10 protein-coding genes are annotated in these 14057 nt (G+C 70.7%); 4 read left to right on the plus strand and 6 right to left on the minus strand.

What is annotated here, in order from left to right; genetic code table 11:
• Positions 1–125: 125 nt before the first annotated feature.
• From IF46_RS33685 to IF46_RS0109170, 3 genes are all read left to right on the plus strand, one after another.
• Positions 126–668, plus strand: a complete 543-nt coding sequence (locus IF46_RS33685; protein WP_198041401.1) for a hypothetical protein — start codon at positions 126–128, stop codon at positions 666–668.
• 6 nt (positions 669–674) lie between these two features.
• Positions 675–3509 (plus strand): M48 family metalloprotease, encoded by a 2835-nt coding sequence (locus tag IF46_RS0109165; protein WP_030487866.1) that lies wholly within the window; start codon positions 675–677, stop codon positions 3507–3509.
• A 120-nt stretch (positions 3510–3629) separates the two neighbouring features.
• On the plus strand, positions 3630–4184 hold the full coding sequence (locus tag IF46_RS0109170) for a hypothetical protein (protein WP_030487867.1): 555 nt from the start codon (positions 3630–3632) through the stop codon (positions 4182–4184).
• Between the two features lie 117 nt (positions 4185–4301).
• On the opposite strand, the gene IF46_RS35495 is transcribed toward IF46_RS0109170, so the two are convergent.
• The 5 genes from IF46_RS35495 to IF46_RS0109195 all read right to left on the minus strand — a co-directional run bounded on the left by IF46_RS35495 (position 4302) and on the right by IF46_RS0109195 (position 9908).
• Positions 4302–6428, minus strand: coding sequence for a B12-binding domain-containing radical SAM protein (locus IF46_RS35495; protein WP_051723781.1), 2127 nt, complete (start codon positions 6426–6428; stop codon positions 4302–4304).
• 10 nt (positions 6429–6438) lie between these two features.
• The gene (locus tag IF46_RS33185) at positions 6439–7836 is read right to left on the minus strand and encodes a TfuA-like protein (RefSeq protein WP_051723782.1); all 1398 of its coding nucleotides are present in this window, start codon (positions 7834–7836) and stop codon (positions 6439–6441) included.
• Positions 7829–8995 (minus strand): YcaO-like family protein, encoded by a 1167-nt coding sequence (locus IF46_RS0109185; protein ID WP_030487870.1) that lies wholly within the window; start codon positions 8993–8995, stop codon positions 7829–7831. The genes IF46_RS33185 and IF46_RS0109185 overlap by 8 nt, the downstream gene beginning before the upstream one ends.
• Before the next feature lie 27 nt (positions 8996–9022).
• Positions 9023–9397 carry a class IIb bacteriocin, lactobin A/cerein 7B family gene (locus IF46_RS0109190; protein WP_030487871.1) on the minus strand — a complete coding sequence of 125 codons (375 nt, stop codon included), beginning with the start codon at positions 9395–9397 and terminating at the stop codon, positions 9023–9025.
• 148 nt (positions 9398–9545) lie between these two features.
• Positions 9546–9908, minus strand: coding sequence for a hypothetical protein (locus IF46_RS0109195; RefSeq protein WP_030487872.1), 363 nt, complete (start codon positions 9906–9908; stop codon positions 9546–9548).
• A 324-nt stretch (positions 9909–10232) separates the two neighbouring features.
• On the opposite strand from IF46_RS0109195, the gene IF46_RS0109200 reads away from it, so the two are divergent.
• Positions 10233–11012: a MerR family transcriptional regulator gene (locus IF46_RS0109200; RefSeq protein ID WP_157562787.1), complete on the plus strand. Its 780-nt coding sequence runs from the start codon at positions 10233–10235 to the stop codon at positions 11010–11012.
• A gap of 9 nt (positions 11013–11021) precedes the next feature.
• Here IF46_RS0109200 and IF46_RS34735 read toward each other — a convergent pair whose 3' ends face one another.
• Positions 11022–14054, minus strand: coding sequence for an ATP-binding cassette domain-containing protein (locus IF46_RS34735; RefSeq protein WP_198041402.1), 3033 nt, complete (start codon positions 14052–14054; stop codon positions 11022–11024).
• Positions 14055–14057: the final 3 nt, after the last annotated feature.

The following is a 14057-nucleotide window of genomic DNA, read 5'->3' on the forward strand; positions in this document are numbered from 1 at the left end:
CAGCACCAGCAAGATATTAGGCCGTCGGCCGGCACGCCGCTTCGAGCTGTGGGCCCCTGAATGTCGCTCTCCGTCGATACCATCAACACGCGACAGCAGACGTGGGTGTTGGGACGGGAGCGGGCGTGGATTCGAGGGCAGCAGGCGGGTCGGTGCCGGATGTCCGACCTCCGCAACTGGTCCGGGACGTCGTACACGACATCGTCGCCGAGGTCGCACCCGACGAGCTGGTGCTGTTCGCCGCGCTCGAGAACACCGACGACGAGGCCGTCGTCCGCCGGCTGACTCGCGGTCGCCGGTCCCGCGAACCACTCGGCTTCGGGCTGGCGGAGGCCGCCGCGCTGGTGCTGCCGGTGGTGTGGATCGCCCTCGACGAGGTCGTGCGGACGGCGGTTGCTGCGGGATCGGCCCGGGCCAGCCGCCGGTGGTGGACCAGGGCGAGATCCCGGCTTCGCCGCCGCCCCACATCGCCCCAGGTGCTGCCGACCTTGAGTCGGGAGCAGTTGACCGCTGTCCGTGATCGGGTCAACGAGCTGGCCGCGCAGGCGGGGATCGCCGAGAAGGACGCCGCCATCCTCGCGGATCTGGTGGTGGCCCGGCTGGTGCTGATGCCAGCTGACGTGCCTGCCGCGGCAGACCAGGCGCTCGGCACGCCCATCGAAGAATAGGCGCAGATGGCTACCGTGACGGCACCAGCCGTGCCGGTGCGGGTGGACGAACGGGTCCTCGGGGCGGGCACGCTGCCCCGCTTCGTGTTGCTTCTCGTCCTCTTCGTCTCGACCAGCGCCGCGATCATCGCGCAGGTGCTCGGCGCGCTCATCGACCCCCGCAACATCGCAGTCGGTTGTCAGCTGGCGGCCGGATCGGACCCGGACAGCGGCTACTTCCGCAGTAACGCCGCTCTCGTCGTGGCGCAGCAGCCGTACAAGGCCTGCCTGGAACGATTCGTGCCGGACGCCGTGTGGTGGCTGCTTCCCGCCGCGGTCACCGGGCTGCTCGTCGCCGCCGTCGTTCTCTACTGGGTGCTCCCCTTCTGGAAAGGACGACGCACCCGCGTCGTCCCGGTCGACGCTCTCGACGACGCGGACCTGAACGCGGCGCTGGCCGAGATGGTCGCGGTGGCCGGGCTGCGCCGTCCGCCACGGTTTGTCGTCGCACCGACAGAGACCACCGCCAGCGCACTGGTATTCGGCCATCTGCGTCGGTATTTCGTCTGCCTGCACGGCGGGCTAATCGTCCTGCGCCGCCGCGAGCCAGAGTCTTTTCGCGCCGTGGTGCTGCACGAGTTGGCCCACCTGCACCACCGCGACGTCGACATCACCTACGCCACCGTGGCGTTGTGGCGGGCGCTGCTGTGGGTGGTGCTGCCCCTCGAGGTCTGGCTCACCGTCACGTCACTGCCCGGCATGACGGGTTACCTGGGCAATGCGGGGCGTGCGCTGACCGCCAGGCACCTTCTTCTGCTGTTCTTCATGATCGTCCTGGTCTATCTCGCGCGGGCCGACATCCTCCGCAGCCGGGAGTTCTACGCCGACCTGACCGCCATTCGGTGGGGTGCGGACCCAGGGTCGTGGCGACGGGGTGCGCCTTCCGCGCCGGGATCCGGGGTTCTTAGTCGCCTCCGGCTCGCCGTCGCGCGGATGCTGCAGAGCCATCCACCCTGGCAGCAACGTCTGGAGACGGCGACCGATCCTCGTCGCCTGTTCGCCCTACGCCGGCTCCCAATGTTCCTGACCGGCGCGACCGCGATGCTCGCCGCCGCCGAGCTGCCCGAGCTGGCCCTGGCCGGCCCGGGGGGCAGCCTTCCGGCGTCGCTCGTCGCCGGCATGGTCGTGACGGTCGCCGGTGTCGCCATCTGGCGGGCGGTCACCCACGCGGTGGTCACCGCACGGCCTGTCCCCTCCGGGCTGCGAGCGGGGCTGTGGCTGGGGAGCGGCCTGATCGCCGGAGAGCTGCTGATGCCGCGTACGGCAGGACGGGGCTGGCTGCTGCCCGAGCAGCCGGCGGCCCTGCTGCTCCTTATGTTCCTACCGGTCTGCGTGACCTGGTGGACAGCCCAGTACGCGGAGCTGACAGTGCGGACCTGGCCTGGGAGGTCGTTGCGCCTACCGATGGTCCTGGGCCTGACCGCCGGTTGGCTGGTCTTCGCGCTCGGCTTCACCTGGTGGCAGAGGGAGGGTGCGCTCCTGACGGCGGGCATGTGGCCGGAGATGAGGGCGTCGGCTGCCGCGATGACGCAAGCGTTGTCCGCGGACGCTGGCGAGGCGAATCGTGACGTCCTGCCCTGGCCTGCCACGTCAATGCCGCTGGTGCTGATGCTCAGCGGTCCGACCCTGACCTGGGCGAGCGGGATGCTGTGGTTGTTGCCGCTGCTGAGCTGGTTGCGACGCCCGGCATTCCAGATGCCTGCCTGGCTGTGGAACGCGCTTCCCGCGTCCGTGCCGGCGCAATGGCGTGGAGGAGATCGGCTTAGGCTGCGTCCGGTCGTGGTGTCGGCGACCGTTGGTGGGCTGCTGTGTGTGTTAGCCGTCGCGACGGTAGCGGTTCTCCTGCACGACCAGGTGCCGGGAACTTCACTACGGTTGGCGGCGTACGAGGGCTGGGTGCTGTTCGTCCTGCTCGGCGGTGTCGCGCTGACTGCTGCGGTGAGCGCAGCGGTGGCCGTTCGATACCAACTATTGGTGGCGCTGATCGCCGCCGGCCCCGCGGCGCTGGCCGGCCTGGCCGGCTTCATGATCATGGTTTCGATCGACGGCTGCCTCGGCCCCCTGTCCGTCCTCGGTTTCTCCTGCCACTGGTCGCCCTACAGCGCTTGGGAGCTCACCAGGTTGATCCTGCCGGCCGTCCTGGGGCCGGGCATGTTCGTCGCGGTGTTCGCGGCGCTGGTGGGGGCCGGCGCGGCACGGCTGATCCGAAGTGCCCTGGCGCCCGCCGCCCAGCCGGAAACAACGCCTGCGGCGACCCCCGAGAGTCCTCGCCTCGCCCTACGTCGGATGTGGGCCGCTCTCTGCTGTCTGGTGTTCGTGGGGTCGGTGGCGGCTGGCGCGTTGCCGGCCCGACCGGCCGGCGACAGCGGGCTTACCGTCGGTGATCTGCTGCCGACGGTCGAGGGCGCATCAAATCCCGCAGTACGGGAGGCACAGCTGGACGCGTGGCGTCGGCTGGGCGGGCGGGAACTGTCCATCCGGTTGACCGAGAGCATGCTGGAGCTGCTCGAAAATCTGCAGGACGAGCGGTCCACCAACGACCGACAGTTCGCGGTGACCCAGATCCGGCCCGTCTGCGTCGTCCTCGTGAACGTCGTCGAGGGCGCCGACGCGTACTTCGACATCCCGGATCCGGCCCGACAGAAGGCTTGGTCAGCGCTCTTGGCACGGGTAGCTGAGGCCGGGAACCAATGCGTTCACTCGATCGATCAGCTCGACGTGAACGGGTATTTCACCGCGACCGGGATGCTTGTCGTCGCGGCGGGAGAGCTGCCCGCGCTGTTGCAGACGGTCGGTGTCTGAGTGAGTTCGCGATCCCACTGATGGGGCGAGTGACGCCGGGAAGGGCTTGACGAGCCGACGTCCACGGCGCATGGTCAGTAAACATAGACAAGCGCGAATGCAGTGACATCGGGAGGACTAATGAAGGCCTTCGTCACCACCGCGATGGCCGCGGCCCTAATGCTCCTGGTCACGGGCGGCGCATCCCCCGGCCGGGCAGCGGCTGAGGCACCCTGCACCGGGCAGATCCACCCGAACCCGGGGTTCGAACACGGCACCACCGGCTGGACTGCCGGACCCCGCATCATCGTGCTCGGTGACGCGACCCGGCCAGCACACACCGGCAGCGCGTACGCCGCCTTCGCGGGGCTCGACGTGACGCGGACCGACCTGCTGCGCACCACCGTCACCGTGCCGGCCGACTGCGACCTGACGGTCCGTTTCTGGGTCCGGACCACCACCACGGAGACCAGCCGCGGCGACTACCTGAACGTCGGGCTGGCGGCCACCGGGATACTCCCGAAGACGAGGTTCTCGCTGGCCTTCGACGGCGGCTCGCAGTGGCGGCAATACAGCATGTCGACCGGCACGGCGACGATCCAGCGCACCGCGACGGTCAGCTTCGTCGCCAGCGAGACGGCCGGGAACGGCGTCACAGCCTTCGACGTCGACGAGGTGTCGTTCACGTTGAGCTGACCGCAGCGGCTGTCATCGGCGCGATCTCGGGCCGACGGTCGCGTACCACGCGTGCGGCTGCACCGTTCTCACGCGTGTGGGACGCGGCAGAGTCTCGTACCCCGCCGGGCGGTCGGGTCACCGCGCCGGCTCGGCCGGGAGCCGATGCCGGCGGATCAGCCGCTGCCCGATGAAGGTCCGCCAGACCCGGTCCGCGACGGTCGGTTCGACGATCCAGAGCCGACGCTGCGCCTCGGCGAGGGTGAGCGGCGCGCTGAAGAGATCCAGGAACAGCCGGCTGCTGCGGTTGAGGGCGAACACCTGGCCGTCGACCCGGCGGAACAGGTGCCGGTCCGCCGGCAGGTCGCCCGGGACGCCCTCCTGCTCGTCGGAGCGGATCCGCCGGTACGCCTCCCAGACCTGCTCGTCGTCGCGGTCCACGAAGGAGCCGTTGGCGAGGAACTCGGTCTGGTCGTCGGTGTCGTGGCGTACCCGGTCGTGGGCGAGGACGCCGCGCACCGCGGTGCCGTACCGGTCGTGGTAGAAGAACGTGTGCGGGGTGTCGGTGGCGCCCAGCCACGGGCGGTGGTAATGCCCGGGGTTCAGGCCGGCCTTGGCCTGGGCGACCTCGGCCTGCGCCGCCTCGGTGACCGGCTCGTCGTACTTGAGCATCCGGACGATGTCCGATCCCTCCACCGGCCGCACGTTGGTGATGCCGAACCGGTCCGGCTCCTTGGCGACGATGGCGCCCGGGGTCAGCATGAAGTCGCCGAGCCCGCCGAGGGTCCACAGGTCCGGGTTGTCCCGCAGGAAATTGACGCTGTCCAGCGCCTCTTCGCGGGTCTCGGTGGGGAAACCGGTGAAGCCCATCATCTGCACACCGATGTTCGCCTTGGTCATCGCCATCATGGTGCGTCGTGCCTGCTCCGGCTTCGTACCCTTGTCGATCAGATCGAGGACGCGCTGGTTACCGGACTCGAAGCCGACCGAGATGGCCACGCAGCCGCTGCGCCTCAGCAAGTCGCAGCGCTCGTCGGACCAGTACTTCTCCAGCCGGATCTCGGCACCCCAGCGGAAGTCCAGCCCGCGCTCGACGACCTGCTCGGCGAAGCGCAGGATGGTCGCGGGGGCGAGCACGTCGACCGAGAAGTAGATGAACTTGGCGAACTTCGACAGCTCGGTGACGTCCGCGATCATGGTGCCCACCGTGTCCTGCCGCCATGGACTGGTGGGGCCGTCGGTGTTCAGTCCGTAGTCGCAGAACGTGCACTTGTTCCAGTAGCAGCCTCGGGTCGGCGAATAGTAGACGAACCGCTCCGGGCTGAGGTAGAGGTCCCAGGGCAGGCCGGAGAAGTCCGGGACCGGCACCTGCGCCAGGCGTTCATAGCGCAGGGGCAGTTGACGCTGGCGGCCGTATTTGGGGTGCAGCCGGACGTTGGGGTGCCCGGCCGGCAGGGTGCCGGTCTGCACCGCGTCCAGGATGTCCGTGTACGCGCTCTCCCCCTCGCCGACCACTATCGCGTCGAAGTCGGCCAGCACCTGGAAGACGTACTCGGGTTTGCTGGCGCACTTCCAGACGTCGGAGATCTCGGTGCCACCGGCGATCAGGAAGACGTCCGGGCAGGCCCGCCGCACGAGTCGGGCGATCCAGAGCGCGAAGGGCAGCTGCCACTGGTAGGTGACGCTGATGCCGATCACCTGGTTCCCGCCGGCGGCCAGCCGTGGGATCAGCACGTCCTCGTAGTACGGCAGGAAGGGTCGGTTGAGCCGGGCGAGCAGCGCCTCGTCGGTCAGCGCGGCGACCGAGCCGATCGAGATCATCGGTGGTGGGTGGAGCCGGAAGCCGGCGTGGAACTGCCCGGGGAATCCGACCGTGCCGAGCGCGTCCATCCAGGAGATCACGCCCTCGACGGCGTCCTGGTAGTGCCGGTAGTCGTAGAACAGGGTCGGATCCTGCAGCACCCCGATCGACCGGCGCAGCCGCTCCGGATCGGGGTCGGGCAGGCCGAGCTGGTTCGCCCGGGCCATCAGCGCGTCCGGGCCGCTGAGGTCGTCGATCGAGAGCTGGGACAGCTCCCGCCGAAGCCACTCGTACGCCGACGGGGTGTACGAGTGGTGGAACGCCTCGATGTTGGCGTCGATGATCTCCGCCGGCCGGTGCCCCTGTGCCCGGGCGTACGAATCGAGGTAGTTCAGGGAGTGGTATCCCGAGGTGGGATCGGTCAGCGGGGGGTAGATCAGTGCTGCCTTCACCGTGCCGCTCATCGACTCCTCCTCAGCCGACCCGGGCCGCGGAACCGGCCAGGGTGTCCTCCTGCGTGCGCGTGCCCACCGCGGGCAGTCGCGGGGCACCGAACGCCTTGACGTACGCGACAAGCGGTTCGGCGGCGTACCGGAACGCCGCAAGGTCGACGAAGCCCCGGTCCCACGCCGCCGCTTCCAGCCCGTCGGCGGCACAGCCCCACAGCCTCGCGAAGCACGCGTCGACGATCTCGGTGCGGAAGTGCAGCCGAGCACCCGGGCGGCGATGCCCCGTTCTACGCGGGACGAGCGTCTCGTTCAGCGACGCCGCTGTCGCCGCGACCTGCCGTGCCGCGGTGAGCATCGCGGGGGTACGCAGCGGCGCCGCGACCATCCACAGAGCCAGGCTGCGGTACGGCGTGGTGCCGAACGCCCGCACCAACACCCGCAGCACCGCCTCGTGGTCGTCGAGACCTCGTTCCCGGTCGGTCAGCCAGTCCCACCCGCTCGGCGGCGCACCGGTCAGCCCTCGCCGGCGGGCCACCTCGCTGGCGCGCTCCTCGACCATCGGGTCGTCGATGTCGACCTCGGCCAGCCCGGCCAGCACCCCCCGCCGGTGCCAGGTCGCCGACTCTGGATGCAGCAGCATCAGCACGGCGGCGGCCTCCCGGTCGCTGGCCCAGTGCCCGCCGACCGACTCTCCGGCGAACCGTGCGCGCCAACTGTCGAGAAAGCGGGTGTGCAGATTGTCGAGTGGCTGGTCGCCGGTGTGCGCCGGGCACAGCTCGGGGGCGTTGTCCGCCGCCATCGACAGCAGCATCCGGGCGTCGGCGCCCTTGGCGTCGCAGGGGTCCCGCCGGTGCCAGGTCAGGAACCGGCCCACCACGGCCGCCGCCTCGGGTGGCGCGCTGCGCTCCAAGGCCTGGTACGACCGCCGCCGGAAGGGCAGGTCCCGGCCGATGTCCAGCAGCAGCGCAGCCTCGGCGTCGCTGAGCACACCGGCCGCGACGGCGCGGCGCAGCGCGACCCGGATGTTCACCAGCGGGACACTCAAGGCGCGGTGGCCTTCCTCGGCGGGCCCGTGCACGACGGCCACCTCGTCGTCGCCCGTGACGACCCCGTCGCGGTAGAGCTGGAACACCTCGCCCACGCCCCGCATGCCGAACGGCCACAGCTCGGCGGCGCGCAGCGCGCCCATGCTGGCGGCGCCGGCCACGGTCACGCCACGGTCGAGCAGGTCGAGAATCTCCCGGTGGCGGACCGGCGGGTGTTGCAGGAAGAACCCGTCGATGACGAGGACCCGGTCGCCGGGGGCGACGTCCAGGCGGAGCAGGTCGCCGTGCGCGACGGGTGGCAGCACCACCGCGTCGGGCAGCAGCCGAGCGACCTCGTCGGCCGGGAGGCTCGGACCTATGAAGACGACGTCAGTCACGGGGCACTCCCGGTCGGGTACTCAGGGCCCGCTCGTCGAACATCCGCAGGCCGGGGGCGAACACCTTGCTCACCGCAATGCCGATGTCGTCGTGCGTCAGGTCGACGCTGAACGGCTCGACACCGGTGACCCGCTGCACCCGCGACGCCAGCTCGCGCAGCACCTGGGACACGTCCCCCACCGGTGGCGCATCCCGGCGGACCGGCCGGACGGGCCGGTCGACGGTGGGAGGCGGCACCGGCGGTGCGCCGACATCGTGGTAGGCGGTGGCGTCGATGTCGTCCCGGGCACCGGAGACCATGACCAGCCGCGATTGCGCGGCCTCCGCCATGGCCCGACCGACGGCGATCTCCGGGTCGACGTGGCAGCCGAAGCCGCCGAAGGTGACCGGCAGGTCCTCCGACCAGATCGAGGCGGCGTAGCAGGGTACGTCGACCGCGTTGGTGATGTCGCAGACCTCCACCCAGCAACCGGCCCGCAGCAGCGCCTCGTGCACCGTGCGGGTCATCACGTTGGTGGCGGTGCCCGGGTCGGCGTAGGTGCGCTCGGCCAACGATGAGGTGCAGTACGGGGCGATGCAGTCGCGCTCGACGACCTCCAGCAGGGCGTGCAGGCTGGCCTCGGCGAAGGTGTTCCCGGTGGCCAGCCCGTTGCTGCTGGGTGTGAACAGGGCGCGGTCCCAGCCACGCCGGATGGTGAAGTCGAGTTCGATGGTGGCGCGGGGCACCAGGCAATCCGCACCGGTCACCAGCCCACGGCCGGCCACCCAGTCCAGCTCGACGGAGGGCGTCAGGGGTGACCGTTCCGCCAGGTGCAGCCACCGGACGTCGTACGGCAGGTCGAGCGCCTCCGCCGGGGACCGGACGACGGTCCCCGGCCGGAGGTTCTCGGCATGCCAGGACTCGATGCTCTCCATGACCGCGCTGACCCGGGCCTGCGTCGTCGTGGCGCCGGTGCCGACGCTCACCGCCATGGTGGCTCCGACCGGCCGGTAGGCGACGTGCACCGGTAGGCCGATCTCGTCGAGCCGGGTGATGTCGGCGACCCGGGTGATCCGGAACCGGTCGAGCAGGCCCCCGATCCGCTCCCAGGTCTGCTCCACGGTGGCCGTCCGGTAGGTGCCGGATCGGAACGCGATGGTCTCGGTCGTGTCAGTCATCGAGGCTCCCGGCGAGGGGTGGGGAACTCAGAGGATGAGGACGGCGATGATGTTGACGTTGTTGTCGGCGATCGGGGCGACGCCGCCGGCGACCGTCTCCAACTCGGCCTCGGTCAGCTCGTTGAGGTCGACCAGCGGCACCTCGGGCACGTGCAGCACGTGCAGGCCGGGCGTGCCGGCCCAGTCGGCGACGATCTGGTCCTTGGTGTAGAGCGTGGCGGGCTGGGCGCGGTCGACCTCGACCCGGGAGCCGGCGGCGACCGGCAGGCCGGCCGCCGTCGCGTAGCCGGTCGGGTCGGCGAGGAGGCGCTGCAGCTCGTCGTCGCTGCGCCATACGGCGGTGACCAGTTCCGAGTACTTGGTCACGAACCTCGCGCCATATTCCTGTTCGTCGTTGCTCATCGTTCGGTCCTTTCCTCGGGATCGCTGCGAGACGGGCGGTTGAGCGGTGTGGCGAGAACGCTACGAAGATCGAGCTTCGACAATCAACAATTCCGTGTGACTGCCATCAGAATCTGCCGCGCTAGCTAATGGGCGGCCGACTTCGGTGTCAGGTGCAGCAGCACGGGCAGCAGCAGGCACAGCTGGCGTCCAGGCCGGCGACGACGCTGTCCAGCTCGTCCTCGGCCAGTTCCGCCTGAGCCACCGGTAGCAGCGACGGCACGAAGAGCACGAAGGTGCCCCTGGTGCCGGCCTGCTGCCAGGACTCGACCTGCACCTCTAGATCCGGATCGGCGTCGGCGACGTCCCGGACCACCCGGACCTGCACATCCTCGGACAGTTGAAGCCCGTAGCCGGCGAGGAACCCCCGCGGGTCCCGGTCGAGCGCCTGCTCCTTGGTCGGGTCGGCCCAGACGTCGGCGACCAGCCGGCTGTACGCGGCCACGAAGACCGCTCGATCGACAGGTGTCACACCCTGCTCCCTTCGATGGTCGGCCGCCGATGGCGGCGACAGGCAGCGCGGGAGGTTCCCCCGCCGCCGGTTTCGCTTCATCGTGGGTCACCGGTGGATCCGGTCTGCCCGGAGCGCGGGAATTTCATCGAATGTGGCCGCGAAAAGGTCGCGCTGCGGCGAAAGCCGGGTAATTGGGAATCAGCGACTTGCGGCGGATGGTGATCCTAATGATTGTCACCACTGTGGACAAGTAGTAATTCCTCGCCTTTTACCCGCCCGGTGCCCACACCTACGCTGCGATCGGCGGACCGCACAGCGTGACAGCGGTTCGACGGGGTTGCCGTGTTCCGTCACCGAGTGCTGCCGGAGGCCACCGTGACCATCGACGAGGTGACGACGACGCCGGGCGCCCCAGTGGGGTACAGCGTGGACGAGCTCGCCCGCAAGGTGGGGATGTCGCCGCGCAACATCCGGGCCCACCAGGCCCGGCGGCTGCTGCCCCCGCCGGTGCGGCACGGTCGGGCCGCACTCTACGACGACTCCCACGTCCGCCGACTCGACGCGATTCTCGCCCTGCAACGACAGGGCTTCAACCTGGTGTCCATCGAGGCGATGCTCGGTGTGCGGGCCAGCGACGAGGCGCCCGACGGGCTTACCGCGATGCTGCAACGCCTGACCGCCGACCGTCCCGCGCTGGCCCACGCGCTGACCCGGCACGGCGTGATCGGCCGGACCACCGACGGCACCGTCCGCACCGTCCGGCCACGCCCGCTGCGCGCTGCCCTGGACCTGCATCGGGTACGAGTGGGCACGGTGCCGGCTCTGCAGACCCTCAGCGAGGTGCTGGACAGCCTCCGGCCGGTGGCCGACGAGCTGGTCGCCGCCGTCACCGCCCGGCTGCTGACCCTCGCTCCGGAGCTGGTACGCAGCGGCGCCCGGTCGTCCTGGGCCGACCTCGACCGGGAAACGCTGTTGCTGACGCAGGGCGTGGTCAACGTGCTCACCGAGGCGTTCCGGCTCGCCGTGGAGAACCAGTCGGAGGCGCACATCGCCGAGCTGCTGGAGAACCACCTCGACGCGGACGTGTGCCTGGAGGACAGCACGGTCATCGACAACGGCTGACCGGGGTCGTCAGCCTGTCGCGGGCTGCCCGTCCGCCTGTCGGCTCTGCGGCACGGCGTCAGAGGGTTCCGGCTCGGTGAGCAGTTGCCGCCGCGCCAACCGGTGGAACAGCCCTTCCGGGTGGTCCATCAACTCGTCGAAGGTGCCCCGCTGGACGATCCGCCCCGCTTCGAGGACCACGATGGTGTCCGCCGCACGGACCGTGGACAACCGGTGGGCGATGACCACCCGGGTCGCGGCCAGGGCCGCGGTGCTCCGGCTGACCACGTCCTGGGTCCGGTTGTCCAGAGCGCTCGTCGCCTCGTCGAGGAAGATGATCCGGGGTAGCGGGGCCAGCGCGCGGGCGATCAGCACCCTCTGCCGCTGCCCGACGGAGAGCGTCCCGCCGCCGAACGGCACCATCGTGCTCATCCCCATCGGCAGCGCCTCCAGGTCATCGGCGAGGCCGGCCATCCGCGCCGCCTCCCAGACCTGGTCGAGTGGGAAGCTGCCGGCGCCGCAGATGTTGTCGCGTACCGAGCCGGCGAAGAGCTGACCATCCTGCAAGACCACTCCACACTGCCTACGGACCGCGTGTACGTCGAGTTCGGAGAGGTCCTGGCCGTCATAGAGCACTGCGCCCTGCTGCTGGCGTTCAAAGCCGAGCAGCAACCGGAGCAGCGTGGATTTTCCGCAGCCACTCGGTCCGACGATGGCGACGAACTCACCCGGGCGGACGTGCAGGTCGATGTCGATGAGCACCGGTGGCTCGTCCGGCTGGTAGGCGAATGTGAGCCGGTGCAGCGCGATCTCGCCGCGCAACTCGCCCGGGTCGACCCGGTCCGGCCGCGCCTCGGGGTCGGCGCGCAGGATCTCCCGCAGGCTGCCCAGCCGGGGCACCGCCGCGATCACTTCGACCCCGGCCGACACCAGCACCAGCAACGCGCCGAGCAGCATCGCGAAACCGACGTTGAGGATGAAGAAGTCGGCCGGCGCGACCCGGCCGGCCAGCGGCCCCATCAGCACGGCGAACAGGACCAGTTGGCCGGCGACCGGCAGCACGGTGCCGAAGGCGACCAGGCCCGCCTGACTCTGCCGGACCCGTTGCAGCGCCGCTCGGGCCGTCGCGGCCACCTCCGACCAGCGCGCGTGGGCGCGGGTTTCGGCGGCCGCCAATTTGATTTTGACGATGCCGCCGAGCAGTTGGTTGGTCATCGCCGCCGCCCGGTGCTCGGCCGGCAGCGCGGACCGTTGCTGACGGACGATCAGCACGGCGAACGCGCCGAAGGTCAGCATGGTGACGGCGACGATCCCCGCACCCCACAGTCCGAGCACGGGCTCGACCACCAGGAGCATGCCGAGGGTCACCGCGACGGTCGCGGCCGCCGCGACGAGCTGCGGCAGCAGCGCGCTCAGCGCCTCACCGACGAACGAGATCCCCAACATCGAGTTGGCGATCTCGCCGCTGCTGCGACCGGCGAAGAACCGGGCCGGTAGCCGCATCAGCCGGTCCCAGATCGCCAGCTGCGCGCCGGACTGCATCCGACCGTCCAACCGCAGCAGACGCAGGTTCTGCACCACACCCACCAGCCCCGCGACCACCGCGGCGCTGAGCATCAGCGCGACGAAGCCGCCCAGGCCGTTCACCTCGCCCTGGCGGGCCAGTTGGCCGAGCACCTCGCCGGTGGCCAGCGGCACGCCCAGGCCCAGCAGTGCCACGCAGGTGGCGGCGAACAGCAGCCCACGCACGTCGCGGGACGCACCGACCAGCCCGGCCCGCAGCAGGTGGCGCATCCGAGCGGTCGACGGCAGCGGCGCCTGCACCTCGGTCGCCTCAGCACCGAACATCGCGGCCACGCTCGCGTCGATCGGCGCGTACGCCCGGGTGTCCGGGTCGACGTGGTGGTAGCGGCCTCGGCGGAACACCAGCGGCACCGCGACGGCGTGCTCCGGGTCATCGCCGGCCCGCCACCCCACCAACGGCCCCAGGTCCCGCCGCCACCAACGGTCAGGCAGCCGCACCTCACGCAAGAACAGGCTGGACGCTCGGGTCACCGCGTGCACCGCCGCCCGGTCGTCCAGTGGCGCGCGGCTGCGGTCGGCCGGCTCGTTGATGGGGCTGCCCATCCCCTCGGTGACCACCCGGACCACCGAGGCCGCCCGCCCATACCGGTCGAAGCCAGCCTCGCGGTCCGGAACCGGAACCGCGCCGCCCGCGCCGATCACCCCGATCGACCGGCGGGCCGCCGCGGCGAGCACCGCCGCGTCGGTCTCCCGGCGCCGCTGCACGGCGCTCAGCAACGCCGCGTCGGCCTCCTCGATCCGGGTCTCCACCATCCGCAACAGCCGGGCCACATGCTGATCGACGGCCGACCGGAGCTGACCGTTGAGCAGCAGGTCCCAGCTGCCGTGGCTCTCCACCGCGCATGGCGACTCGGCCACCACCCAATCCCGCTCGGCAACCAGCAGCAGCTCCCGCTCCCCCGACATCTCCGCCGGGCCACCGTCGTTGCGTCGCAGTTGTCCACCGGCGCTGCGCAGCCACCACGCGCCGCTGGTGGAGGTGAGGGCGCTTCCCTGCGCCAGCGAAATGATCTCCCGTCCGGACAGGGTGGACGCCTCCCGGGGCGCCTGCCCGCTGCGTAGCGCGTCGGCGATGGTGACCAGCACCAGGTCCACCCCCGCGACCAGCTCCGTCGCGGCGGTCCGCGCCCGCAGCGACGCCCCCTCGTCGGCCACGATGCCGAGCCGAACATGCCGCTCCAGCAAGGACAGGTGACGCCGGGACAGCCCGCGCAGCTCCGTGCCGGGCAGCGGCACCAGGATCAACTGCCACGCACCGATCGCGGTGGACGTCGGCACCAGGCCACCCGCGGGCAGCCGGGCCACATGGTGACGACGCGAAGGGCTCATCCCGGCCCGGCGCACCGCGAACAGGTCGGCCTCGCCGCCGGTCACCAGCCAGCCGGCCGCCGGGCCGTCCAGGCGACAGACCTGGCGTACGCCGTCCGCGCAGAAACCGATCAGGCCGCCGGCCGGGGGATCCTCCACCGCGCCACTCATCAG

Source organism: Micromonospora chokoriensis (genome assembly GCF_000718555.1).
Classification (GTDB): Bacteria; Actinomycetota; Actinomycetes; order Mycobacteriales; family Micromonosporaceae; genus Micromonospora; species Micromonospora chokoriensis_B.

What these genes read in the sequence shown, in the direction of transcription:
- IF46_RS0109170 (WP_030487867.1), top strand. Translation starts at nt 3,630, where the DNA reads ATGAAGGCCTTCGTCACCACCGCGATGGCCGCGGCCCTAATGCTCCTG.
- IF46_RS0109165 (WP_030487866.1), top strand. Translation starts at nt 675, where the DNA reads ATGGCTACCGTGACGGCACCAGCCGTGCCGGTGCGGGTGGACGAACGG.
- IF46_RS35495 (WP_051723781.1), bottom strand. Translation starts at nt 6,428, where the DNA reads ATGAGCGGCACGGTGAAGGCAGCACTGATCTACCCCCCGCTGACCGAT.
- IF46_RS0109190 (WP_030487871.1), bottom strand. Translation starts at nt 9,397, where the DNA reads ATGAGCAACGACGAACAGGAATATGGCGCGAGGTTCGTGACCAAGTAC.
- IF46_RS34735 (WP_198041402.1), bottom strand. Translation starts at nt 14,054, where the DNA reads ATGAGTGGCGCGGTGGAGGATCCCCCGGCCGGCGGCCTGATCGGTTTC.
- IF46_RS0109185 (WP_030487870.1), bottom strand. Translation starts at nt 8,995, where the DNA reads ATGACTGACACGACCGAGACCATCGCGTTCCGATCCGGCACCTACCGG.